This window comes from Meiothermus ruber DSM 1279, from assembly GCF_000024425.1.
In the GTDB taxonomy this organism is placed as follows: Bacteria; Deinococcota; Deinococci; order Deinococcales; family Thermaceae; genus Meiothermus; species Meiothermus ruber.
In genome coordinates this window covers 2847258-2870745 of the sequence record NC_013946.1, presented here as the reverse complement: position 1 = coordinate 2870745, position 23488 = coordinate 2847258, and the positions used below count along the sequence as shown (strand labels likewise).

The window sequence follows — 23488 nt, the reverse complement described above, 5'->3', positions numbered from 1 at the left end:
CATACGCTATGCTTGCTCCACAAACCGAAGAAGCCTACCGTCGTCTACGCCGGATGATCCTGTCGCTGGAATTGAAGCCCGGCGAGCCCCTGGTTGAGCGTAAACTGGAAGAAATCTTGGCGGTTTCCCGTACGCCCATCCGGGCGGCCATCCAGCAGCTATTTCGCGAAGGGCTGGCGCAGCGCACCGGGCGGGTTTATACGGTGGCCCCCCTCGACCTGGCCGAGCTGGAGGAAGCCTTTGAGTTTCGCCACTGGCTCGAGGGCCAGATTATCCGGGTGGCGGCGGCCCGACGGCCCAACGCCCGCCAGCTTCGGGAGCTGCTGGCCTCGGTGGAGGCCGACCTCGACCCCGAGGTGGAGCTAGAGAAAGCCACCGACTTCCACCTGGCCCTGGCCAAGCTCACCGGCAACCGCTTTGTGGTGGCCTCGCTGGCCCAGGTTCTGCAGCGCATCTACCGGGCCCGCTACCTCGAGATCACCCGTCCACAGGGGGCCGACCAGGCCCTGAGCGACCACCTGCACCTGATTGAGCTGGTGCAGCAGGGGCAGGCCGAGGAGGCCGCGAGCTTCTTACAGAAGCACCTCGAGCGCTCGAGGGAGGCCCTGCTAAAGAGCCTCGAGGGTTCTATTCTGCTGGGTACCCGGCGGTCTTGACGGGCAGGGCCAGCGGGATAGAATCTTAGACACTCAACACCTCTGGCGATTTTTGCTGAACTAGGAGGACAGACGATGCGATGGGTAACGTTGGCCGTGGTTGTACTAACTGTTGGTGGGGCGTTGGCCCAGTTCACCCCACGCAACCCTGAGTGTATCGCGCCCGCTGGCGCTGGAGGCGGCTGGGACTTCACCTGCCGCAGCGTGGCCCAGGTCATGCAAGACCTCAAGATCGTGACCCAGCCGATTAAAACCACCAACGTAACCGGTGGTGGTGGGGGGGTGGCCTATGCCAATGTGGTTACCCAGCGGAGCGACGACCCCAACCTGATTGTGGCAGCCAGCCCGGCCACCACGGTGCGCCTGGCCCAGGGGCAGTTCAGCCGCTTTACCGAGCGCGACGTGCGCTGGCTGGGCGCAGTGGCCGCCGACTTTGGCCTGGTAGCGGTTAAGGCCGACGCCCCCTGGAAAACCATGCAGGAGCTGGTAGCAGCCTGGAAAGCCGACCCCAGCAAGATTGCGGTGGGTGGTGGCAGCGCCGTGGGCGGTCAGGATCACATGAAGGTGCTGCTGCTGGGCCGGGCGGTGGGCCTCGAGCCGCGCTCGATCAAGTATGTGCCCTTCGACGGCGGCGGCCAGGCCCTGACCTCCTTGCTGGGCGGCTTTATCCAGGTGTTTGCCGGGGATGCCTCGGAGCTTCGCGCCCAGGTGGAGGCCGGTACGGTGCGGGTACTGGGGATGATGTCGCCCCGCCGCCTCCCCGCGCCCTACGCCAACGTGCCCACCCTCAAGGAGCTGGGCTACAACGTGGAGTGGGTGGTCTGGCGGGGTTTTTATGTGCCCAAGAACATGCCCGCCGAGGCCTACGAGTTCTGGCTCAGGGCCCTGCGGCAGGTGGAGCGCAGCCCGGAGTGGGCCAGGATCCGCGAGCAGAACAGCCTGGGCCAGTTCTTCATGGCCGGGGCCGAGTTCCAGGTCTTTATCGACCGCCAGGTTAACCAGTTCCGCAACCTCTCCCGCGAGCTGGGCATCATCCGCTAGCCCCTAACCAGATGGCCGATAGCCCAGGGCCCACCGCTGCGGGCTGTCAGCCATACGTTTGAGCCTCCTTTATGACCGACCGCATCGTAGGCATCCTGATTTTGTTACTGGCCCTGGGGTATGGCCTCGAGGCCAGCCGGATGCAGGTGGGTTTTCTCTCCGACCCGCTGGGCCCCCGGCCTTTCCCCTACATCATCGCCATTCTGGTGGGGCTTTCGGCCCTGTGGCTGATTTTCAAACCCGACCCCAACCCCACCTGGCCGGCCCCGCGCTTCTGGCCGGTGCTGGGACTGGTACTTTTGAGCCTGGTGGCCTACGCCTACCTGGTGGTTCCGCTGGGCTTTATCCTCACCACCACCCTCGAGATGACCCTGCTCTCGGTTTTGTTTGGGGCGCGCTGGTGGCAAGGCCTGGGCGGCGCGCTGGCTTTTACGCTGGCGGTCTACTTCCTGTTCACCGAAGGCCTGGGCGTAACCCTGCCGGTGGGCCGGATTTTCGGATAGGAGCGGCCTATGGACATCCTGCAAGCGCTCCTCAACGGCTTTGGGGTGGCCTTAGAGCCCCTCAACCTGCTCCTGGTGGTGCTGGGCTGCCTGGTGGGCACGCTCATCGGGGTGCTGCCCGGCATCGGCCCCATCAGCGGGGTGGCCCTGCTGGTGCCCCTCACCTTTGCCCTCAAGATGCCGCCCGAGTCGGCCCTGATTCTGCTGGCCGGCATCTACTACGGGGCCATGTACGGCGGCTCCACCACCAGCATCCTGCTCAACATCCCCGGCGAGACCTCGTCGGTGGTCACCGCAATTGACGGCAACAAGCTGGCCAAGCAGGGCAAAGCCGGCCCGGCCCTGGCCATGGCCGCCTGGGGCTCGTTTATCGCCGGCACCCTCTCGGTGGTGGGCCTGATGACCCTGGGCCCTTTGCTGGCCCAGTGGGCCATCCGCTTCGGGCCGGCCGAGTACTTCGCCCTGATGGTCTTTGGCTTCTCCACCCTCTCGGCCCTGGCGGGCAAGAACCTGTTCAAAGCCCTGATTGCCACGGGTTTTGGCCTGATGCTGGCCACCGTGGGCCAGGACCCCCAGTCGGGCATCTCGCGCTACACCTTTGGCTTCTTGCAGCTCGAGGACGGCATGGATTTTCTGGTGGTGGCTATCGGCCTCTTCGCCGTGAGCGAGGTGCTGATGCTTCTGGAGGAGAAGACCCCTGGGGCCCTGCGGGCCCAGGTGGGGCGCATCTACCTCTCCTTCAAGGACTTCATGGCCTCGCTTCTCACCATTCTGCGCAGCAGCGTGCTGGGCTTCCTGATTGGGGTTTTGCCCGGCGCGGGGGCCTCGATTGCCAGCTTTGTGGCCTACACCACCGAGAAGCGCCTGCTGGGCTCCAAGGCCCGGTTTGGCGAGGGCGACCTGCGCGGGGTGGCCGCCCCCGAGTCGGCCAACAACGCCGCGGCGGGCGGGGCCATGATTCCCCTGCTCACCCTGGGCCTGCCCGGTAGCGGCACCACCGCCATCATGCTGGGGGCCCTGATGAGCCTGGGGGTGACGCCGGGGCCGCAGATGTTTCAGCAGCACCCCGAGGTGGTCTGGGGCCTGATTGCCTCGATGTACGTGGGCAACGCGGTGCTGTTGCTCCTGAACCTGCCCCTGGTGGGCCTTTTTGTGCGGCTTCTGGCGGTGCCGGCCTGGTTCCTGATTCCGGCGGTGCTGGCCGTCAGCTTCATTGGGGTTTATGCGGTCAACAACAACCCCTTCGATCTGCTCCTGATGGCGGTGTTCGGGCTGGTGGGCTACCTGATGCGCAAGCTCGAGTTTCCCCTGGCCCCGGTGCTTTTGGGCCTGGTGCTGGGCTACCTGATGGAGATCAACCTGCGCCGGGCCATGACCATCAGCAACGGCGACGTGGGCTATCTGTTCAGCAGCCCCATTGCCGTTGGGCTGTGGGTGCTGGCGGGGCTCTCGTTGCTTGCGCCCGTGCTGGTGGCCCGCTTCCGTAAGCAGGGTTTGGGCGGCGACGAGGAGCTTTGAAGTGTGAGGGGGCTTACGACCCCCACCCCCGGATGCGCTACCCTCAGGGTATGGAACTCCTCGGGTGGTCGCTGGTAATTCTGGCTGTTCTGCTGCTCACGGGTTTGCTGGGGCCGGTGCTGGGGGTGGTGCTGGCCGTTGCAGCCCTGCCGGCCCTGGCGGTGCTGGGGGTAATGCTCTTGCCGCTGTTGCTGGTGTTGCTGGTTCTGGGCCTGTTGCTGTGGGTGGTGGGCAGTGCCATTGGCGTGGCGGCGGGCCTGCTCGGGTTTTTGCTCCAGTGGGGGCTGCCCTTATTGTTGTTACTGGCGGGTATTTGGCTGCTCACTCGGACGCGCCGCCCGCGCTTGCAGGCCTGAAGTATGTACCCCACGGGAAGCTTTGCGCCTTGGCCTGTTGCAGAAAACAGCGTGTTCTTGCTCAGGAACCTATTTGTGCTTCCCGCGGGGGCCCCAAGATGGGGAAATATCAGTTGTAGGGCTCTGTCTTTCCTGTCGTTTATCGGTACACGACCCGCCGGCGTTCCCCTTCGCGGCGGTTTTCGGACGGGCTTTCGAAGGGCCGCTCGCGCTGGCTGCTTCCTTCGCGGCGACCCTGACCCTGGCGCTTGCCCTGACCGCGCGCGAAGCCCTGCCCCTGGCGCTCGGACTGCCGGGTTTCAGCGGGAACCTCGCTGGCCTTGGTGAGGCGCAGATCGCGCAGCGCGGTGTGATCCAGCCTGCTCAGATCCTCGGGGCGGATGTCCACGTAGGCGGCCACATCCCCATCCAGGCGAATCCGGCCAATCTCCCCAGCGCCGGCGCTCTTCAACACCGCCACCGCCCGGTTCACGCTGATGCGCGAGCCCGCGAGCTTGACCGTGACCCAGTTCTCCTCACCGGTCATCAGGCTCTTGGGGGTGGGGGCGCCGCCCAGAATCAGGGCCAGCATACCGGCCACTGCGTCGACGCCGCCCTCGGCTATCAGGCGTTCGGCCTGTTCGCGCCAGAGCTTTTTATCGGCCTCGGGCTGCTTGGCGATGCGGCGGGCCAGCATGGCCCACTTGGCGGCCATGACCTCCTCGGGGGTGGGGGGATTAACCCGCTTGAAGTTACGCTTTAGTTCGCGCTCGAGGGTCTCCAGTTCGCGCTTCTCACGCGGGCCGTACAGAATCACCACCTTGCCCGAGCGCCCCGCCCGCCCGGTGCGGCCCGAGCGGTGCAGGTATGACTCGTTTTGGTCGGGCAGGCGGTAGTGCACCACCAGGTCCACCTCGGGGATGTCGAGGCCTCGAGCGGCCACATCGGTTGCCACCAGCACGCTCACCGCCCCGCTGCGGAAGCGTTCCATCACCCGTTCACGGTCAATCTGGCCCATATCGCCGTGGATGGGGGCCGCGCTGTGGGCCCGGCTTTCTAAGCCCAGGGCCAGGTCATTGCACTCGGCCTTGGTGCTGGTAAAAACGATGGTGCGCTCGGGTGCATAGGCGAAAAGCAGATCCGAAAGCACCGAGAGGCGGTTGTGAATGGGCGCTTGAATGGCCACTTCTTCGTAGGAGATGGCCTCGTCCTTGATCACGTTGATGTGGATGGCCGCCTTTTGGTAGCGCTCGGAGAGGCGGCGCGCCCAGGTGGGTAGGGTGGCCGAGAACAGCAGGGTCTGGCGGGTGGGTGGGGTGGCTTCCAGGAGCTGTTCGACGGCTTCCTCAAAGCCCATCGAGAGCATCTCGTCGGCCTCGTCCAGCACCGCAATCTCAATTCTGGAAAGGTCAAGGACGCGCTGCTCGAGGTAATCAATGGCCCGGCCTGGGGTGGCTACCACCACGTCGGTGCCGCGCTTGAGGGCTTCGGCCTGCTTGCCGTAGCCGGTGCCCCCGTAGATGGGGGTGATGGTCAGGTGGGGGGCCAGCCACTCCAGCTCTTTGGCTACCTGAAGGGCTAGTTCGCGGGTGGGGGTGAGGATAAGGGCCCTGGGAGCGCGCCCGCGCTCGCGGGCCGCGTCCAGCCGGTTGGCGATGGGGATGCCAAAGGCCAGGGTCTTGCCGGTGCCGGTGCGGGCCTGGCCCAGCACATCTTTGCCCTCGAGGGCCAGCGGAATGGCCGCGGCCTGGATGGGGGTGGCGGTGGTAAAACCTTTGGCCTGGATGGCCTGGGCAACCTCGGGTCTCAACGTAAATGCGGAAAACTCCATGTTTCTAACGTCCTTTTTGGGTGTGGGCTGAATGCCACGTAGGCGAAACCAACCCTATAGGGTTCGAGCCGCTCATCCCAGAAAGAACCGAATGTCCAGACTGTACCAGGGGTAAGGATGTACGGCTTGGGAACCATGCGCTCGACCGCACCCTGCGGTTTCGAGTAAGCGCAACCCTAGCAGTCTGGGGGATGGAATGGGTTTTGTCAAGAGAGGCTACCAGGCACCCGGAAAAGGAATCACCTCTACAGCTTCACCTTGCTGGGCCGAACGCCCGGCCTCGAGCACCACCAAAGCATTGCCCACGGCCATTGACCTAAGCACCGCACTGGATTGATTGCCGGTGGTGGCTACGCGGTAGCGGTCGTCCACCCAGCGCAGCACCGCCCGGCGGTAGGCCCGGCGGGTGGGGTTGGCCTCAAAGGGGGTATCGGCTATGGCCCTGAGCCGGCTATAGGGTGGATCGGTGCGTCCAAGCAACCTGAAGAGCAGCGGTCGCCCAAAAAGTAAAAACGTGACCATGGCCGATACTGGGTTGCCGGGCAACCCCATCAGGGGCAGCCCGTTCCAGGTTGCAAACAACAAGGGGCCTCCGGGTTGTATTCGAACCTTCCAGAAGAGAATTTCGCCCTCGCGCTCGAGCAATTGACGCACGATGTCGTACGCCCCCATGGAAACCCCACCGGTGGTAATGAGCAGATCGAGTTGCCCAGCTCGCCGCAACTGGGTGCGCAGACTCTCTACATCATCTGATATCTTCGGCAAAATGACAGGCTCACCGCCTGCCTCAGCTACCAAGCCTGCTACGGAGTAGCTGTTGGAGTTGTAGACCCCACCATAGGGCAAGGGCTCCCCCGGCTCAACCACTTCGTCGCCAGTAGACAGGATGCCCACACGGGGCCGTCGGATGACCGGCAGGGTGGCGTAGCCCATCGCGGCAGCCAGTCCCACGCGCCCCGGCGTGAGCAGATCGCCTTTGTGCAGGTAGGCCTGCCCCTGCACCAGATCGGCGCCTTTGGGGCGAATGTCGGCCCTCGAGGCGGGCTTCATCAGCCACACAAAATCCCCCTCTCGCAGGGTATCTTCTACCCGAATTACAGCGTCGGCCCCGTCTGGAATGGGAGCGCCGGTAAAAACCTGCACGGCCTCACCGGGCCGAACCCTCCCAACATAAGGCTTACCTGCAGGGGATTGTCCGATTACCTCGAGCCTGACCGGGTTACCTAGAGAAGCGCTTCGAGTGTCGGCCTCGAGGCAGGCATAGCCATCCACCGCCGTGTCGCTTATCGAAGGGTGGTCAACCTTTGAAACCAGATCTGCGCCCAATACTGCTCCGTAGCTCGCAGCTAGCGGAAGGTGTTCGATGTCCTGCAGCGGTCTGGCGGCTTGTAGAACCAACTCCAAAGCATCTTCCACGGTCAGATTTTGCTTCATAAACCCTATCCTACCTGGCTTGGAAAGGGGGAGTTCGCCTGGTGGCCTTGGTTGAAAGCCCTTTCCAACGGCGTACTTGGGCAGTGGCCGGGCACCCCCTATTGACACATCTCACTGCCTTTGATATTCTTCTCGTTGCGCCGCGATAGGAAGCAGGCGCGAGGATCATGAAAAAGGGGTAGTAGGGAGTAGGAAGGAAGTCCATCCCAGGCTTCTATTTGCGGTAGCGGTAGAGGTGTCATGGGGTGGGTTGGAATAGGCCTTATCTTCGGGGGTAACCCTGAGGAGGAGAGAAGGTCAAGATAGAACGGGCACACGGTGGATGCCCTGGCACCTAAGCCGATGAAGGACGTGATTACCTGCGAAAAGCCCGGTGGAGCTGGTAGTAAGCGTTGATACCGGGATGTCCGAATGGGGGAACCCGGCCTGTGGGAACACAGGTCACCACCTATGAGGTGGGGGGAACCTGGGGAACTGAAACATCTAAGTACCCAGAGGAGAAGAAAGAGGAATCGATTCCCTGAGTAGCGGCGAGCGAAAGGGGAGGAGCCTAAACCGTTGAGCGTGCTCAGCGGGGTTGTGGGGCTGGCGGTATCGAAGCGGAAGTCTAGTCGAAGGGTTTTGGGAAAGCCCACCATAGAAGGTGAAAGTCCTGTAGACGAAAGGCGGAGGCTAGTAGCCAGTACCCGAGTAGCCTGTGGTTCGTGGAGCTATGGGTGAATCTGCGCGGCCCACCGCGTAAGGCTAAATACTCTAGGTGACCGATAGCGGACCAGTACCGTGAGGGAAAGGTGAAAAGAACCCCGGGAGGGGAGTGAAATAGAACCTGAAACCGTGTGCTTACAAGCAATCAAAGGACTATACAGGTCTTTTGGTGTGCCTATTGAAGCATGAGCTGGCGACTTACGGTAGTCGGCGAGCTTAAGCCGGAAGGCGGAGGCGTAGCGAAAGCGAGTCCGAACAGGGCGTGTAGTCGGCTGCCGTAGACTCGAAACCCAGAGAGCTAGTCCTGGCCAGGCTGAAGCCGAGGTGACACTCGGTGGAGGGCCGAACCGGTGGGAGATGCAAATCCTTCGGATGAGCTGGGGTTAGGAGTGAAAAGCTAACCGATCTGGGAGATAGCTAGTTCTCCTCGAAATGACTTTAGGGTCAGCCTCGGATGCTTATTTGGGCCTGTAAAGCACTGATAGGGCTAGGGGGCCTACCAGCCTACCAAACCCTTTCAAACTCTGAAGGGTCCGAAATGGAGTCCGGGAGTGAGGGCACGAGTGCTAACATCCGTGTCCAAGCGCTGGAACAACAGAGACCGCCGAATAAGGTCCCCAAGTACAGGTTAAGTGGATAAAGATGTGGGGTTGCCCAGACAGCTAGGAGGTTGGCTTAGAAGCAGCCATCCTTTAAAGAGTGCGTAATAGCTCACTAGTCGAGTGACCCTGCGCTGAAAATGATCGGGGCTCAAACCTGTCACCGAATTCGCGGACTTAGCCGGGCTTTGCCTGGTTGAGTGGTAGAGGAGCGTTCCCTATGCCGATGAAGCCATACCGTGAGGAGTGGTGGAGGTACGGGAAGTGCGAATGCCAGCATGAGTAACGATAAAAGGGGTGGGAATCCCCTTCGCCGTAAACCCAAGGTTTCCTACGCGATGGTCGTCATCGTAGGGTTAGGCGGGGCCTAAGGATAAGCCGAGAGGCGAGGCCGACGGACAACTGGTTAATATTCCAGTCCTACTACGCAGTGCGATGGGGGGACGCTTTAGGCTAGGCGAACCGGAGCCATGGAAGAGCCCGGACAGAAGCCCAAAGGGGACTATAGGCAAATCCGTAGTCCATTACCGGTGGGTGGTGTGGAAGCCGCAAGGTGACAACTCGCCGAAGCCATGGAGCCGAGAAAAGCCTCTAAGCATAACTGCGGAGTACCCGTACCGTAAACCGACACAGGTGGGTGGGTGTAAATGCACCAAGGCGCGCGGGAGAACCCTCGCTAAGGAACTTTGCAATCTAGCCCCGTAACTTCGGGAGAAGGGGTGCTCAAGGTGGCGCCGCGTGCGGCGCCATGGAGAGCCGCAGTGAATAGGCGCTGGCGACTGTTTACCAAAAACTCAGCTCTGTGCGAACACGTAAGTGGAAGTATACGGAGCGACGCTTGCCCGGTGCTGGAAGGTCAAGGGGAGGGGTGCAAGCCCTGATCCGAAGCCCCAGTGAACGGCGGCCGTAACTATAACGGTCCTAAGGTAGCGAAATTCCTTGTCGGGTAAGTTCCGACCTGCACGAAAAGCGTAACGATCAGCGCGCTGTCTCAGCGAGGGACCCGGTGAAATTGAACTGGCTGTGAAGATGCAGCCTACTCGTGGCAGGACGAAAAGACCCCATGGAGCTTTACTGTAGTCTGGCCTTGAGATTCGGCCGTTTCTGCGCAGGATAGGTGGGAGCCTATGAAGCCGGGGCTTTGGTCTCGGTGGAGGCGACGGTGAGATACCACCCTGAGACGTCTGGATTTCTAACCCGTTGACGGGGACAGGGCTTGATGGGCAGTTTGACTGGGGCGGTCGCCTCCCAAAAGGTAACGGAGGCGCCCAAAGGTTCCCTCAGGTGGGACGGAAACCCACCAGAGAGCGCAAGGGTAGAAGGGAGCCTGACTGTGAGGCCTGCAAGCCGAGCAGACGCGAAAGCGGGGCCTAGTGAACCTGTGGTTCTGTGTGGAAGGGCCATAGATCAACGGATAAAAGTTACCCTGGGGATAACAGGCTGATGATTCCCGAGCGTCCATAGCGGCGGAATCGTTTGGCACCTCGATGTCGGCTCGTCACATCCTGGGGCTGAAGAAGGTCCCAAGGGTTGGGCTGTTCGCCCATTAAAGTGGCACGCGAGCTGGGTTCAGAACGTCGTGAGACAGTTCGGTCTCTATCCGTCACGAGCGCAAGAAGGTTGAGGGGGGCTGCTCCTAGTACGAGAGGACCGGAGTGGACGTACCGCTGGTTTTCCTGCTGTTCTTCCAAGGGCATATGCAGGGTAGCCAAGTACGGGAGAGATAACCGCTGAAAGCATCTAAGCGGGAAACTTGCCCCAAGATGAGCCTTCTCACGGAGTCAATCCGGTAAGGACCCCGGTAGAATACCGGGTGGATCGGCGGGAGGTGTACGCGCAGCGATGCGTTGAGCCGACCCGTGCGAATCGTCCGAGGTCTTGACCTTTATGCACTGATCTGGATACCCCTTCCCTCCCCTACCCCTTTTCGATCCAACTTTGAAATGTAAAACATTGGAAACCTCTGTGCTCATAGCGGCATGGTACCACCCGTTCCCATTCCGAACACGGAAGTGAAACGTGCCTGCGCCGATGGTACTTGGCTCGAAGGGGCCTGGGAGAGTAGGGCAGTGCAGAGGTTTTTTTCTTTGCGGGAATAGCTCAGTTGGTAGAGCACAACCTTGCCAAGGTTGGGGTCGCGGGTTCGAGTCCCGTTTCCCGCTCCAAATAACTACTTACCCCCCCTCAGTTTTGAGGAGGGGTTTTGTTTTCGACGCCTTAATTCTGGTTCCCGATCGCTAACCCGGCAGTAAGGCTGCCGAGGTTGGCATCACCCTAAAGGATTTCGGGTTAGCGGGGATGATCTATATCAGGCAGATATGTGCGCCAGGTCTCGGGTAGGTGGGGTAGGTCAGCCACCAGCAGCAGGCTATGACGCGGCGCGATGGGGCGGCGAGCCAAACGCATCCCGGCTTCCTCGGGGGTGCGGTTTTTCTTTTTAAGGTTGCAAGGACGGCAGGCTGTAACCAGGTTTTCCCAGATGCTGCGCCCCCCCCGGCTTTTGGGGAAGACATGGTCTACTGTGAGATCGCCCCCGCGCTTACCGCAGTACTGGCAGGTGTAACCATCGCGGCGCAGAATATTCCGACGGTTAAGGGCAAGCCGCCCCGGAGGGCGGCGAACAAGGCGTTTGAGGCGGATAATGCTGGGGATGGGGTAGGGGGTACTGGGAGTTCGTAGGTATTCGCCGCTTTCCTCGACCACCTCGGCGGTTCCGTTCATAACCAGGATAACCGCGCGCTTGACGCTGGCCAGGCCCAGGGGCTCATACCCGGCGTTGAGCACCAGAATACGGGGAGAGTCGAGGTTCATGTAGCTCAGGATACTCGAAACATGTCAGGGGATTCTAGAGCGATGTTGCACAATGAGCTGCGATGGTCAGAAAACCCTGCGCCAACACCCTTTTAAGCGGGACGCTACTGCTAAAATCGGAAAGTTATGGGTCGTCTGATTCGTGGGCTGGCTGCGGAGGGGAATCTGCGCGTGCTGGCCGTAGAAACCACCGATATTGCCGAGGAAGCCAGGGAACGCCATCAGCTTTCGCCCACCGCCACCGCTGCGCTGGGTCGGGCTATGAGCGGGGTTTTGCTACTAACTTTCCTGCTTTCTAAAACCCCCAAGGAGCGGATAAGCCTGCAGTTTATAGGGGATGGCCCGCTGGGTGGGGCGGTGGTGGAGGCCGCGCCGGACGGGTTTGTACGGGGTTATGTCAAAAATCCCCAGGCCAATCCACCCCTGAGGCCTGATGGCAAGCTTGATGTGGGAGCGGCTATCGGCAAGGGTGAGCTTAGGGTTGACCGGCTTTTATCCAATGAAGAGATTTACCAGTCCAGTATAGAGCTGGTGAGCGGTGAGGTGGCCGAAGACCTGGCCCGCTACCTGTGGCAGTCGGAGCAGATTCCTTCAGCGGTGCTGCTGGGGGTGCGGGTGCACGGACAGGGTAAGGTGCAGGTTGCAGGAGGGGTGGCGGTGCAGGTGCTGCCGGGCTGCCCGGAGGAGGTGATTGAGCGCCTCGAGCGCAACCTGCAAGGCCGCACCGGTATCACCGATCTGCTGCTGGAAAAAGGTCTGAATGGGGCCGTTGAGGCTTTACTGGAGGGGCTGGGTTATGACCCCACCGATCTGAGTGCGGTGGGCTTCCGTGAAGGATATATTCCCCTGGCGTTCCGCTGCCGCTGCAGCCGGGAACGGGCCCTGAACGCCCTGGTCTATTTTTCGCCGGAGGAACGTGAAGAAATGATCGAGCAGGACGGGGGGGCCGAGGTGCAGTGCCACTGGTGCGCGGAGAAGTACCAGATTACCCCCGAGGAGATCCGCTCCCTGCCGTGGGGTGAGGGCTCCGGGCGTGAGGTGCCCAAAGCCTGAGTGTTTTACAGGCCATCGAACAGGTCCTGCAAGGGCCAGTGCGGGATGGGGCCGCGGGTTCCGCCCAGCGCGAAGGTTTCTACTGAGATCAACTGCTCCATGAGGGTTTGCTGCTCGAGGGTGGCGTTCATAGCCTGGATGCGGTCGGCGAACTGCGAGCGGTGGGCGGCGATGGCCGCTCGCTTTTGGGGCAGGTAGGCCTGCACGTTCATCCGCACCGCCAAGGTGTTCTCGGCCACGCCGAAGACCTGGGGGTCGAGGCCGCCCAGGATGCTGTTGGCCTGGCCGCTTTGCTGCATGGCGGCGGCGTATTCGCTGGTGAAAACGCTGTAGAAAAGGCGCGCTGGAGGGTTGGGCAGGTGGCCTGTGGAGAAGAACGCGGCGGTGGTGGCGCGGTGAATGACCAGATGGTCGGGGTGTCCGTAGCCCCCGTGGGGGTCGAAGGTAATGAGGATTCTGGGCTGAAGTTCGGCTATAAGCTCGCGGATTTTGGCCTCCACCTCCCACAGGTTGGCGTTGTGGAGGGCCTGGGGGTCGTCGCGGCGCAGCCGCTCGTTGCGCCCGGAGTCGCGGTAGCCCAGAAAGATGGGGGGCTGGAGGCCCAGGGCCCGGCAGGAGGCCTCGAGCTCCCGGGTGCGCCATGCGCCCATATCCTCCACGGGTAGGGCGGGGTCTTTGAGCTGCCCGGCCTCGCCCCGGGTGGCACAGGCCAGGTAGACCGGATGCCCCCGCCGGGCGTAGTGGGCCAGGGTGCCGCCGGTGGGGAAGGCCTCGTCGTCGGGGTGGGCAAACACCGCCAGGATGGGGGGAAGCTCGGCCATGCTCGGGATTATACTCGAGGGCCTCGAGCTCAAAAGAAGCGCGCCCTGGGGTAGTCCTGCAAGACGCCCTTTTTGAAATCTTCGTATTTAGACGCCTCGACCAGCGCCACCGTTGAGCCGCCAAAACCGGCCCCGGTCAGGCGGGCCCCCACCGCCCCGTGGCGCAGCTCGGCCTCCACCAACCGGTCGAGCTCGGGGATCGAGACCTCGTAATCGTCGCGGAGCGAGCGGTGCGAGGCCACCATCAGCTCGCCGAAGCGCTGGATATCGCCCTGCTCCAGCGCCGCTACCCCCTCCAGCACGCGCTGGTTTTCGGTGACCACGTGGCGGGCCCGGCGGTTCAAGGGCTCGGGCAGGGCCTCGAGGCGGGGCAGATCGGTGGGCGTCAGTTCGCGCAACGATTGCACACCCAGCAGCTCACAGGCTCGCTCACACTCGCTTCGACGGGTGTTGTAGCCCGACTCGGCCAGGCGGCGCGGCACCGACGAGTCCACCACGGCCACCCGGTAGCCTGGCGGCAGGGGCGCCAGCCGGGTCTCGAGGCTCTGGGTATCCAGGAACAGCCCGTACCCCAGCCGCCCCACCGACGAGGCCATCTGATCCATGATGCCGCAGCGCACCCCCACATACGCCACCTCGGCCTGTTGGGCCAGCCGGGCAATCTGTACGTCGTCGAGGGGAAGGTCATAGAGGGCGCGCAGGGCCCGCAGGGTGGCCACTTCCAGCGCTGCCGAGCTCGAGAGCCCCCCGCTCATGGGCACCTCGCTGCGGATGTAGGCCCGCAGGCCTGGCACGGCATACCCCTGCTGGCGCAGAGCCCACACACAGCCCGCGAGGTAATCCAGCCAGTCCCCCTGCCGGCCCACCTCCAGCCCGCGGCTTTTGTGCTCCTGGAAGTTTTCGGCGTAGGCCTCGAGGCCCTCGGCGGGGGCGGCTTCGATATAGGTCTGGTAGGGGAGGGGGGTGGGGAAGACAAACCCCCCGTTGTAGTCGGTGTGCTCACCCAGCAGGTTGACGCGGCCAGGGGCCGAGACGGATACGCTGGGTTCGCTGCCAAAGAGGTCTTTGAACATAGTCGGATCAGGAAACAGGGTCTTGGGTTTTTCCATCAGCCCTCGAGCACCATTGGACGCAGGCGCCCGTTGACTTGCGTGCTGGGCCAGGCCGGATCGAAGGTGAGGTTTTCCAGGCCGGTTTCGCCGAGCAAAAAGGTATCCTCGACCTTGGCGCCGGGCAGGCTGGGGTTCCAGGCCAGGGCCATACCGGGCTCGAGCCGGGTGGGGTTGCCGGGCCGGGCCAGCACCTCGCGGCTGCGGTAGCCGGTCAGGCCGCCCTGGTGGTGGTTCTCAAACTCCTGGGGCTGGCCGATGGCCTGGTAGGCCGCGCGGATGCTTTCCAGCACCTCGCCCAGGGTTGCGCCGGGCCTCGAGGCCTCGAGGGCCGCGGCCTCGATCTGGCAGACCTGCTGGTTGAGGCGCTGGGCCTCCGGGTGGCCGAAGCTGCGCAGGCGGCTGACGTTGGCGATAAGGCCGTGCCGTCGCCCGCAGATCACCCCCATAAACAGCCGCCCCAAGGGGCGTTGTTGGGGGATGGGGTGGCGGTAGCGGAAGAGCCGTTCCTCGCCGGCGACCAGCAACACCAGGGGCTGGATGCCCTTGGACAGGAGTTCCTCGCTGATGGCCCCGGCCAGCTCGTACTCGCTCCAGCCGGGGTCGGCGAAGCGGAGGCTCTCGCCCAGGGCCGCCGCGGCATCCCGGCCCAGGGCGCGGTAGTGGGCCTGTTCTTCCGGCGAGAGCACCAGGCGCAAAGGGGTGAGGTCGTGCTCGCTGTCGCTGGGCCCCTGGGGGGCGGGCGGGCTGTACCAGGGGTAGCGCACGACCTCGAGGCCCGGTACCTCCTCGTCCAGTAGCCGCCCGGCCTCGATCTGTGAGGCGTGGAGCCGCACGCCGTCGGGGGTGATCTCGAGCCAGGCTGCTACCGGACGAAAAGTGACCACGGTGTTGTCGCCACCGCCGGTGAGCCAGGCGAAGTTCTCGGGCTGCTGCACAAAAAAGCGCGCAAAACCCTGGCCTTCCATCCAGGCCCGCAGTCGGGTGAGCGCAAAAGCGTTCATACTTCAGGCTACCGCTTTCGTGTTACGCACACTCATAAAAAATCCAGGGTAGGCCAGGGGCCGCACTCAGATCGCCACCTCGCGCAGCACCCGCGCGGTCTCCTCGGGCAGGGCATCCATGGCAAAGGTGCCGGCGGCCAGCTCGGTGCCAGCCAGGTACTTGAGCTTGTCGGCGGTGCGCAGGGCCGGGTAGAACTCCACGTGGAAGTGGAAGACCTCCTCAGCGCCTTTGGGGGCGGCGTGCAGGGCCATCACGTAGGGCATGGGCTTGTGGAACAGGTTATCCAGCTTTTGCACCACCTGGCCCAACACCCTGGCAAAACTGCTTATTTCCTCCTCGGTGAAAGCCCACAGGCCGGGGCGGAACTGCTTGGGAAAGACCAGCACCTCGTAGGGGTAGCGGGCAAAAGGCGGAATGCAGGCCAGCACGTGTGCATCTTCCAGCACCGTGTAGGGCCCCAGGTGGGGCAGCAGGTTGAGCAGCACCGGGCTTTTCTGGAAGGCCTCGAGCTCCTTTTGCAAAATGGGGGGAATCCAGGGGTAGGCGTAAATTTGCCCATGGGGGTGGTGCAGCGTGACCCCCATCTGCTCGCCCCGGTTCTCGAAGGGCATCACGTACTGGATCTGGGGGCGGGCGTACAGCTCGCGGTAGCGGTCGGCCCAGACCCGCACCAGCAGCTCGCGCCGCTCGGGGCTTAAGGAGGCCAGGCTGCCGCTGTGCTCGGGGGTGTACACCACCACCTCGCAGTCACCCTGGGCGTCGCGGGTGGGGATGACCAGGCCTTCGGGCGGCGCCCCGGCGTGGGGGGAGAGGGAGGGCCAGCGGTTCTGGAAGACGGCGATCTCAAAGTCTTCGAAGGGGATCTCGGTGGGGAAGCCGCCGGGTTTGCTGGGGGCCAGGGGGTCGTACTCCTTGGGGGGCAGGAAGGTGCGCCCCTGGCGGCTGGCGGCAAACACCACCCACTCCTGCCGCAGGGGGTGCCAGCGGGCGTGGGACTGGGCCTGGCCGGTGTTTTCGCCCTCCTCGAGCGCCGGCAGGGTGTGGGGCTTCAGGCCGTACAGGTAGAGCATCCGGCCGTCTTTTTTGGCATATACACGTTTATGCATGGTCTCCTCGAGTTGTTGTTCTAGGATGCGCAGGGCCAGGCGGGGTCAGATCTCCAGCCAGCTCGAGAAATCCACCTCCCGCTCGCCAATTTTGAAGGTGTAGGGGCCGGTCTGGAGGATGGAGGGGCTGGCCTCGAGCCACTCCTTGAGCCCTTCCCGCTCATCGCCGTCCAGCCACTCGGGGGGGTCGGAGGTGGCCTTGAAGCCCGCGACCAGGGCCAGGTCTTGCAACACCACGCGCTGGGCCGGGGTGAGCAGGTTGTAGCGGGTGCGGAAGTAGGCCACGTCGGGGTCGGTGTGCACCAGCGGCTTCAGCCAGAGGCGGTGCAGGCTGGTGCGCAGGGCGTTGTAGGCCGCGGGGCCGGTGGGGTCGTGCAGGTACACCCGCCGGTCTTCGTTGTCCCAGTAAGGGGCCACGTCCGGCCCAATGCGCAGCCCGTCCACCAAGCCCAGCGAGGCGAGGATGGGGGCCCCGCAGGCCAGAATGTACACGTCGTCACCGGCGGCCTCGCGGATGAGACGGAGCGCTTCGCGGTAGGCCTCTTCCCTCGAGGCTCCGCTATGCCTTTGACCGGGCAGGGCCGCTGCAAACAGGAAGTCCAGCTTTAAGTAGCGGTAGCCCCAGCCCCGCACCTTCTGGATCAGGCGCTGCAGCCAGTCTTGCACTGCTGGCAGGGTCACGTCCAGCGCGTAGTAGCCGCCCCAGTTGGTGCCCGCCAGAACCAGCTCGCCCTGCTCGTCGCGCAAGAACCAGTCGGGGTGCTCCTTGAACAGGTTGGAGCTGGGCCGGGCAATAAAGGGGGCCAGCCAGAGGCCGGGGGTCAGGCCCTGGCTCTGGGCCCGCAGGGCGATAGCGCTCATGCCCGAGGGGAACTTGTGGTTGGGCTCCCAGTCGCCCATGTTTTGCTGCCAGCCATCGTCGAGCTGGAACACCTCAAAGGGCAGGCCCTGCAAAGCGGCGATGGTCTGCAGCATCTTGCTTTCTGAGATATCGCTGTAATAGCTGTACCAGCTACACCAGACCCGGGGGGCGGGCGGCTGGCCCCGGATCCCCAGGGTGTTAGCCAGCAGTTCGGTGTAGCGGGCCAGCACCTGCTGCTGTTCGCCGTAGGCCAGAAACCACTGGGTCTCGTGGTCGCTCGAGCCCTTGAGGCTCAGGCGGTCAGCCTCGATGCGCGCCCCCGGACGCAGAGCCCCCAGGAAGAGCATCCGCCCGTCGTGGCCCTCGAGGCCCCCCAGGCCGCTGCCGCCGTGTACAGGTGAGAGGGCGTAGGCTGGGTCGTCGCACTGGGGGCGGCGCTCGGGGGGCAGGATGGGTTTGGGGCTCTCTTTCAGGCTCACCCAGCCGGCCTCGCTCCAGCTCTGCCAGCCGTGCTTGAAGTAGAGCGTGCGCCCAAAGGGGTGCCCGATCTGCACGGTTTTGCCGCTCAGCAGGTAGCCGCCCAGGGTTTCCTCGAGCCGCCCCGCGCTGATGCTGAACTCATAGCCCTGAATCTGCACGGCGTCACTCCTCAACCCAGATGCTCAAATCATAGGGGGCCACGGTGGGGCCACCCAAAACGAACCGGGCGCCCTGGGGGGTTGGGGCGGTCTGGGGCCGGTCGGTGTAGTTGAAGGCGAACACCCAGGGCCCCCGCCGCCGCATGCGCAAGCCCTCGGGCAGGGGTTGGATTGGCAAGCCCAGGCTCTGGGCCACCTCGGCCAGATAGCTTTGCAGAAACTCCCGGCCCGGCCAGAAGGCCAGGTAGTGCCGGTGGTGGTGCTGGTAGATGGCCCCCCTGCCATCGGCAAAGGTGGCGACCGGGGTGAGGCTGGACTCGATCCACTCCTTCCAGACCCCCACCGGCCAGGACTGGCCCTGCCAGGTGAGGGTTTCGCTCAAGCCGGGGCGCCAGCTTTCCACCCGGGTTACCTTGAGGGGCAGCAGCGCCTGCAAAGCGCCGGGGGGTAGCTGGGCCGGTATGCCCAGGGCCTCGGTTTTGGAGCCAGTGCGCGGCCCAAACACCACCGCGCCAGGTGCCTCTTTGAAGGCCTGCAAGGCCGCTTTGCGCAGGATGGGCAGGCTGGGCACCACCACCAGCCGGTAGGGGTGCAGGTCGGCCCCCGGGGGCACCACATCCACGTCCAGCCCCAGGCTGCGCAGGGCCTGATAGAAGTGCCAGACCAGGTCGCGGTACACAAACTCCTGGCCCTGCGGCTGGATGCGGAAAACCCAGTCGGCCTCGTAGTCGAAGACCAGGGCCACAGGGGCTGGGCTGCTTTGGGGCAGGGACAGTCGGCTGAGCTCCTGGGCCACCTGCTGGGCCTCGAAGAAGCCCAGGTCGGGCTCGAAATCGGGCCGGTTGAGTCCGGCGTGGAACTGCTCCTGGGCCTGGGGAAACTGCCGCCAGCGGAAGTAGCTCACCACCTCGGCACCATGGGCCAGGGCCTCCCAGGTCCACAGCCGCACCATGCCGGGGGCCGGGGAGGGGTTGTGGTGGGCCCAGTTGACCGGCCCCGGCTGCTGCTCCATGACCCACCAGCGCGGCTTGACCCCGCGGTAGAGGTCGTGGTGGAAGGCGGCCATATCGGGGTGGCCGGTGTGGGCGTAGCGGAGCTTTTCCTCCGCTGTGCAGGGCAGCACGTCCATATCGGTAAAGCCCAGGGGGTAGCTGTCCCAGCCGGCTATATCAAGATCCTGGGCCAGCTTGAAGTGGTCGAAGTCCGGGGTGTAGCCCATGAAGTTGTGCACAATGAACTTCTCGGGAGCATACTGCCGCAGGATTTCGGCCTGCATGCGATTAAAAGCGGCCACCTGATCCGAGCTAAAGCGGTAAAAATCCAGCCAGTGCGCGGGGTTGGCCTCGGTAACGGTTTGGTTGGGCAGGTCGATCTCGCCAAAAGCCCGGTAGGTCATGCTCCAGAAGACGTTGCCCCAGGCCTGATTGAGGGCCTCGATGCTGCCGTAGCGGGCCTGTAGCCACAGCCGGAAGGCCCGCAGGTCTTCGGGGCCGTAGCTGCGAGTGGTGTCGTGGCAGCCGTACTCGTTATCGGTCTGCCAGCCGGCCACAAAGGGGTTGGGGCCGTAGCGCTGGGCCAGCAGGGTTACGATGCGGCGGGCCTCCTCGAGGTAAACCCGGCTGCTGAAGCTGTAGTGCCGGCGCGAGCCAAACTTGCGGGGCCGGCCCTGGATATCGTAGGCCAGGATGTCGGGGTGCTGGTCGATGAGCCACTTGGGGGGGGTGGCGGTGGGGGTGCCCAGCACCACCTTGAGACCAGCTTCGCCCAGGGTCTCGATGGCCGCATCCAGCCAGTCCCAGGTAAAGCGGCCCGGGTCGGGTTCTATGGCGCTCCAGGCAAACTCGCCAATGCGCACGTAGGTCAGGCCCAGCGCGCGCATGCGCCGGGCATCCTCGGCCCAGCGTTCGCGGGGCCAGTGTTCGGGGTAGTAGCAGACACCTAACATATGCTCGAGGGTAGAGAAGGGGGGGTGATCCGGCAAAGCGTCTGCCGGATCAGATATCCACTAGCTGAGTCCAGCGATGGGGTATGAGGTTGGCTTGCTCCAGGGGAAAAGCCATAGGGTAGATGGGCTTCGGATGGGGTTCACAGTTAATCCTTCACCCCTCCCGCGGTAATGCCCGCAATAAAGTAGCGCTGCAAAAACAAGAACAGAACCAGGAAGGGCAGGGTGGTCATGACCGCCCCCACCATGATGCCCCCCCACGAGACCCGCGTGAGCCCAATCAGCGAGCCCAGCGCCACCGGGGCGGTCTGCATCTCCCGATCCGAGAGCACCAGCAAAGGCCACAGATAGTCGTTCCAGGAAGCCAAAAAGAGGATGATGGCCAGGGCGGCCATGGCCGGGAGCACCAGCGGCACGGCGATCCGGAAGAAGATGCGGAACTCCCCGGCCCCATCGATACGGGCGGCCTCGAGCAGGCTTGCCGGCAGGCTCAGGAAGTTCTGCCGCATGAAAAACACCCCCAGGCTGTTGGCCAGCGAGGGCAGAATCACCGCCCACCAGGTGTTGGTGAGGCGGAAGTCGAAGGTCATGGCCTCGCGCAGGGCCGGCACCCCCAGGAAGAGGTAGGCCAGGGCCGCCACCGCATACCCCACCCACAGCACCCGCCCGAGCGCGGGCGAGAAGCGGAGCCAGGCCAGCAGGGCTGCGATACCGCCAAACACCGCCATCCCAATCAGAATTGCCAGCAGGGTTTTGGCCTCGCGGGCCACCAGGATGAACTGGGGGATCACCACCGCAAAGTAGGGGATGGTCAGGGTGGCAATCACCAGGGAGAACAGCAGGCCCTTGCCCCAGAACTCAAAACGCGCAAAGGCATACCCGGCCAGGCTGGTCAGGAAGATCGAGAGCACCGTGTAGATGCCGGCCACCATCACGCTGTTGAACAGAGCGCGCAGGAAGTTGGTGTCGGCCTGCAGGCTTTGCAGGTTGGCGGCAAACTGGTTGCCCGGCAGGATGGGGGTGGGGGTGCTGAAGATGGCGATCTCGGGGTGGGTCGAGAAGACGAACATCAGCCACAAAGGGGCCAGCCACAGAAGGGCCAGGGGGGTCAGGAACAGGTGCAGCCAGAAGCTGCGCCACCAGAGCCGCCGCTTCACGATTCCCTCCCGAACAGCCGAAGCTGGATGATGGAGAAGACCAACGCCAGCAGGGTGATGGCGTAGGCGATGGTGGAGGCGTAGCCGAAGTTGATGTTCTGGAAGCCCTGGCGGTAGAGGTAGACCCCCAGGGTGGTGGTGGCGGTGCCGGGGCCGCCGTTGGTGATGAGCCAGGGCTCGGTGAAGAGCTGCAGGGTTCCGATAATGGAGAGCACCAGACAAAACAGCAAAACCGGGCGCAGGCTGGGTACGGTGATGCGCCAGAACTGCTGCCAGGGGCTAGCCCCGTCTATCTCGGCGGCCTCGTAGAGATCCTTGGGGATGCTTTGCAGGCCGGCCAGGATGATGATGGCGTTGTAGCCGGTCCAGCGCCAGGTCAGGGTGATGATGATGACCGCCATGGCCCCCACGGGGTCGAAAATCCAGTTAATCTGGGTGCCTAAAGCGGCGTTCACGGCGCCGTTCTGGTTAAAAAGCAGGCGGAACACCGCCGAGTAGGCCACCGCCCCCACCACCACCGGCGCAAAGAAAGCAAAGCGAAAAAAGCCCTTGGCCCGCAGCAGTTGCGAGTTCAGCGCAACGGCCAGCGCGGTAGCCAGGGCCAGCATCAGGGGCACCTGGATTACCAGAATCAAAACTGTGTTGCGCAGGGCGTCCCAAAAGGCAGCATCGCCCAGGATGCGGCCCCAGTTGATGCTCAGGTTCCAAACCGGGGGGGAGACCCGGGTGTTCTGGAACGACAAAAGCAGCGACTCGAGGATGGGCCAGGCCCAGAACAAAGCGAAAATTGCCAGGTAGGGCAGCAGAAAAAGGTAGGGGGTCGCGCTACGTTTCACGCGTCCTCCAGGTCAAAAGTCTGGGTATATTGCACCTCACGGGAGGCTCCAAAGCGATTCTACTGTTGTAAAAGCGAGGGGGTGGGGCGGCCCCCACCCCCAAAGTGGTTTTAGCGTGCGATGGGCAGACCGGTGGCCTGCGAGATCTGCTGGGCGGCAGCGTCGAGGGCGGCCTTGGCGCTTGGGAAACGCCCAGCGACGTAGTCAGCCTGGGTCTTGACCATAATGGCGCGGGCTTCCTGGAAGAACTGGGTGCCGCGAGCCGCCGGCACGTTGCCCAGGGTGCCCAGGATCACCTGCCAGATGCGCTGGTTGCCCCAGTAGGGCTGAGGCTGGGCCACGTAGGGGTCGCGGGTGGCGGCCAGCAGCGAGGGCACCAGGCCGAATTCCTTGAGCATGGTCACCTGGCCTTCGGTAGTACCCAGGGCATAGCGGACGAAAGCCCAGGCGGCTTCCTTGTTGCGCGAGGAGGCAGGAATGGCCAGGGCTGAGCCGCCCAGGTTGGCAGCGCGCACCCCACCGGGGCGGGAGGCGGGCATCGGGTACACGCCCCACTTACCGCTCTGCTCGGGGGCGTTGGAGCGGATGGTGCCTTCGTACCAGGCCCCGAACATGCTGGTGGCTACGGTGCCGGCCTTGAAGGCCTGAATCTGCTCGTTCCAGCCGCCTTGCATCACGATACCGGCGTCAATCAGCTTCTTGACGGTCTCGAGCGCGGTTACACAGCCGGGCTGGTTCACCGTGACGGCGTTGGCCTCGTTGTTGAAGTAGAAGCAGCCGTTCTGGTTGGCCAGCATACGGAACCACTCGTCGTCCTGGCCGTTGGCAATCACCCCTACCTTGACGCGGTTGTTGGTGGCCTGGGCGATGCGGCGGCCTGCGGCGATGAAGTCGTCCCAGGTGCGGATGGTGGCTGGGTTGACACCCGCCTGGCTGTAGATGTCGCGCCGGTAGAACATGACCACCGGGCCAGAGTCCCAGGGCATGGCGAAGACCTTGTTGCCCACGGTGAGCTCGGTCCACTTGAAGGCGGGGAACTGGTTGCGCAGGGTGGAGGCGGCGGGCTGCAGGGTGTTGAGGTCGGTGAAGCAGTTGGGGAAGCGGGCCCAGAACACCTCAGCCTCGTTGTTCTCAACGGAGTAGACGTCGGGCAGGTCGCCCCCGCCGGCAGCACAGCCGGCCAGGCCGCGGTCGTAGGTGGCCTGGTTGCCGAGATCCACCACGTTGACCTTAACGTTGGGGAAGAGTTTGTTGAAGCCGGGGATGTTGGCCTGTAGGGCTTTGGCCGCGATGTCCCAGCTCCACACGGTGATCTCGCCGCGCAGGTTGGGGTTCCCCTGTATGGACTGGGCCGAGGCCAGCGTGAGGGCCAGGGCCGTTCCTAGAACCAGTAGACGTTTCATGTATCCCTCCTTAGACACCAGCCTTTTCGGGGCCGTACTTCATGAAAAAGCCGCATTTAGACATGCAAGAAGCTTTTTCCCCGTCAAGGTTCAAGCGGAGTCTAAGGGTGGGGCCCGGAG

General features: G+C 63.7%; 18 protein-coding genes, 1 tRNA gene and 2 rRNA genes. 9 read left to right on the top strand and 12 right to left on the bottom strand.

All coding sequences use genetic code 11. From position 1 onward, the window contains the following. Positions 1 to 8: 8 nt before the first annotated feature. The 5 genes from MRUB_RS14210 to MRUB_RS16010 all read left to right on the top strand — a co-directional run bounded on the left by MRUB_RS14210 (position 9) and on the right by MRUB_RS16010 (position 4074). The gene (locus tag MRUB_RS14210) at positions 9 to 656 is read left to right on the top strand and encodes a GntR family transcriptional regulator (protein ID WP_013015070.1); all 648 of its coding nucleotides are present in this window, start codon (positions 9 to 11) and stop codon (positions 654 to 656) included. Positions 657 to 731: 75 nt separating this feature from the next. Then, positions 732 to 1697 carry a Bug family tripartite tricarboxylate transporter substrate binding protein gene (locus MRUB_RS14205; RefSeq protein ID WP_013015069.1) on the top strand — a complete coding sequence of 322 codons (966 nt, stop codon included), beginning with the start codon at positions 732 to 734 and terminating at the stop codon, positions 1695 to 1697. A 71-nt stretch (positions 1698 to 1768) separates the two neighbouring features. After that, positions 1769 to 2200, top strand: a complete 432-nt coding sequence (locus MRUB_RS14200) for a tripartite tricarboxylate transporter TctB family protein (RefSeq protein WP_013015068.1) — start codon at positions 1769 to 1771, stop codon at positions 2198 to 2200. Between the two features lie 9 nt (positions 2201 to 2209). Continuing rightward, on the top strand, positions 2210 to 3718 hold the full coding sequence (locus tag MRUB_RS14195; RefSeq protein WP_013015067.1) for a tripartite tricarboxylate transporter permease: 1509 nt from the start codon (positions 2210 to 2212) through the stop codon (positions 3716 to 3718). A gap of 50 nt (positions 3719 to 3768) precedes the next feature. Then, a complete protein-coding gene (locus MRUB_RS16010) occupies positions 3769 to 4074 on the top strand; it encodes a hypothetical protein (RefSeq protein ID WP_015586660.1) in 306 nt (101 codons plus the stop codon). Positions 4075 to 4213: 139 nt separating this feature from the next. On the opposite strand, the gene MRUB_RS14185 is transcribed toward MRUB_RS16010, so the two are convergent. Further along, on the bottom strand, positions 4214 to 5884 hold the full coding sequence (locus tag MRUB_RS14185) for a DEAD/DEAH box helicase (RefSeq protein WP_013015065.1): 1671 nt from the start codon (positions 5882 to 5884) through the stop codon (positions 4214 to 4216). A 216-nt stretch (positions 5885 to 6100) separates the two neighbouring features. Continuing rightward, entirely contained in the window at positions 6101 to 7318 is a 1218-nt protein-coding gene (locus MRUB_RS14180; protein WP_013015064.1) for a molybdopterin molybdotransferase MoeA, read from the bottom strand. Between the two features lie 295 nt (positions 7319 to 7613). Between MRUB_RS14180 and MRUB_RS14175 the strand changes: the two genes are divergently transcribed. The 3 genes from MRUB_RS14175 to MRUB_RS14165 all read left to right on the top strand — a co-directional run bounded on the left by MRUB_RS14175 (position 7614) and on the right by MRUB_RS14165 (position 10787). After that, a 23S ribosomal RNA gene (locus tag MRUB_RS14175) occupies positions 7614 to 10508 on the top strand. Between the two features lie 75 nt (positions 10509 to 10583). Then, positions 10584 to 10700: ribosomal RNA gene (gene rrf / locus MRUB_RS14170) — 5S ribosomal RNA — on the top strand. Positions 10701 to 10711: 11 nt separating this feature from the next. After that, positions 10712 to 10787, top strand: a tRNA-Gly gene (locus MRUB_RS14165). A gap of 124 nt (positions 10788 to 10911) precedes the next feature. On the opposite strand, the gene MRUB_RS14160 is transcribed toward MRUB_RS14165, so the two are convergent. After that, positions 10912 to 11433: an HNH endonuclease gene (locus MRUB_RS14160; RefSeq protein WP_013015063.1), complete on the bottom strand. Its 522-nt coding sequence runs from the start codon at positions 11431 to 11433 to the stop codon at positions 10912 to 10914. 126 nt (positions 11434 to 11559) lie between these two features. Between MRUB_RS14160 and hslO the strand changes: the two genes are divergently transcribed. After that, the gene (hslO, locus tag MRUB_RS14155; protein WP_013015062.1) at positions 11560 to 12486 is read left to right on the top strand and encodes an Hsp33 family molecular chaperone HslO; all 927 of its coding nucleotides are present in this window, start codon (positions 11560 to 11562) and stop codon (positions 12484 to 12486) included. Between the two features lie 5 nt (positions 12487 to 12491). Here hslO and MRUB_RS14150 read toward each other — a convergent pair whose 3' ends face one another. The 9 genes from MRUB_RS14150 to MRUB_RS14110 form a co-directional block, all read right to left on the bottom strand. Then, a complete protein-coding gene (locus MRUB_RS14150; RefSeq protein WP_013015061.1) occupies positions 12492 to 13307 on the bottom strand; it encodes a PIG-L deacetylase family protein in 816 nt (271 codons plus the stop codon). Between the two features lie 29 nt (positions 13308 to 13336). Then, a complete protein-coding gene (gene galK, locus MRUB_RS14145) occupies positions 13337 to 14416 on the bottom strand; it encodes a galactokinase (RefSeq protein ID WP_013015060.1) in 1080 nt (359 codons plus the stop codon). Then, the gene (locus MRUB_RS14140) at positions 14416 to 15420 is read right to left on the bottom strand and encodes a M24 family metallopeptidase (protein WP_013015059.1); all 1005 of its coding nucleotides are present in this window, start codon (positions 15418 to 15420) and stop codon (positions 14416 to 14418) included. Before MRUB_RS14140 ends, galK begins: the two co-directional genes overlap by 1 nt. 66 nt (positions 15421 to 15486) lie before the next feature. After that, the gene (gene galT / locus MRUB_RS14135; protein ID WP_013015058.1) at positions 15487 to 16527 is read right to left on the bottom strand and encodes a galactose-1-phosphate uridylyltransferase; all 1041 of its coding nucleotides are present in this window, start codon (positions 16525 to 16527) and stop codon (positions 15487 to 15489) included. Between the two features lie 45 nt (positions 16528 to 16572). Next, positions 16573 to 18027: a glycoside hydrolase family 36 protein gene (locus MRUB_RS14130; RefSeq protein ID WP_013015057.1), complete on the bottom strand. Its 1455-nt coding sequence runs from the start codon at positions 18025 to 18027 to the stop codon at positions 16573 to 16575. Positions 18028 to 18031: 4 nt separating this feature from the next. Beyond that, positions 18032 to 19972, bottom strand: coding sequence for a beta-galactosidase (locus MRUB_RS14125; RefSeq protein ID WP_013015056.1), 1941 nt, complete (start codon positions 19970 to 19972; stop codon positions 18032 to 18034). Positions 19973 to 20118: 146 nt separating this feature from the next. Next, positions 20119 to 21129 (bottom strand): carbohydrate ABC transporter permease, encoded by a 1011-nt coding sequence (locus MRUB_RS14120; protein WP_013015055.1) that lies wholly within the window; start codon positions 21127 to 21129, stop codon positions 20119 to 20121. Further along, complete coding sequence (locus MRUB_RS14115; RefSeq protein ID WP_013015054.1) at positions 21126 to 21965, bottom strand: carbohydrate ABC transporter permease; 840 nt, start codon at positions 21963 to 21965, stop codon at positions 21126 to 21128. Before MRUB_RS14115 ends, MRUB_RS14120 begins: the two co-directional genes overlap by 4 nt. 110 nt (positions 21966 to 22075) lie before the next feature. Then, positions 22076 to 23368, bottom strand: coding sequence for an ABC transporter substrate-binding protein (locus MRUB_RS14110; RefSeq protein ID WP_013015053.1), 1293 nt, complete (start codon positions 23366 to 23368; stop codon positions 22076 to 22078). Positions 23369 to 23488 lie beyond the last annotated feature (120 nt).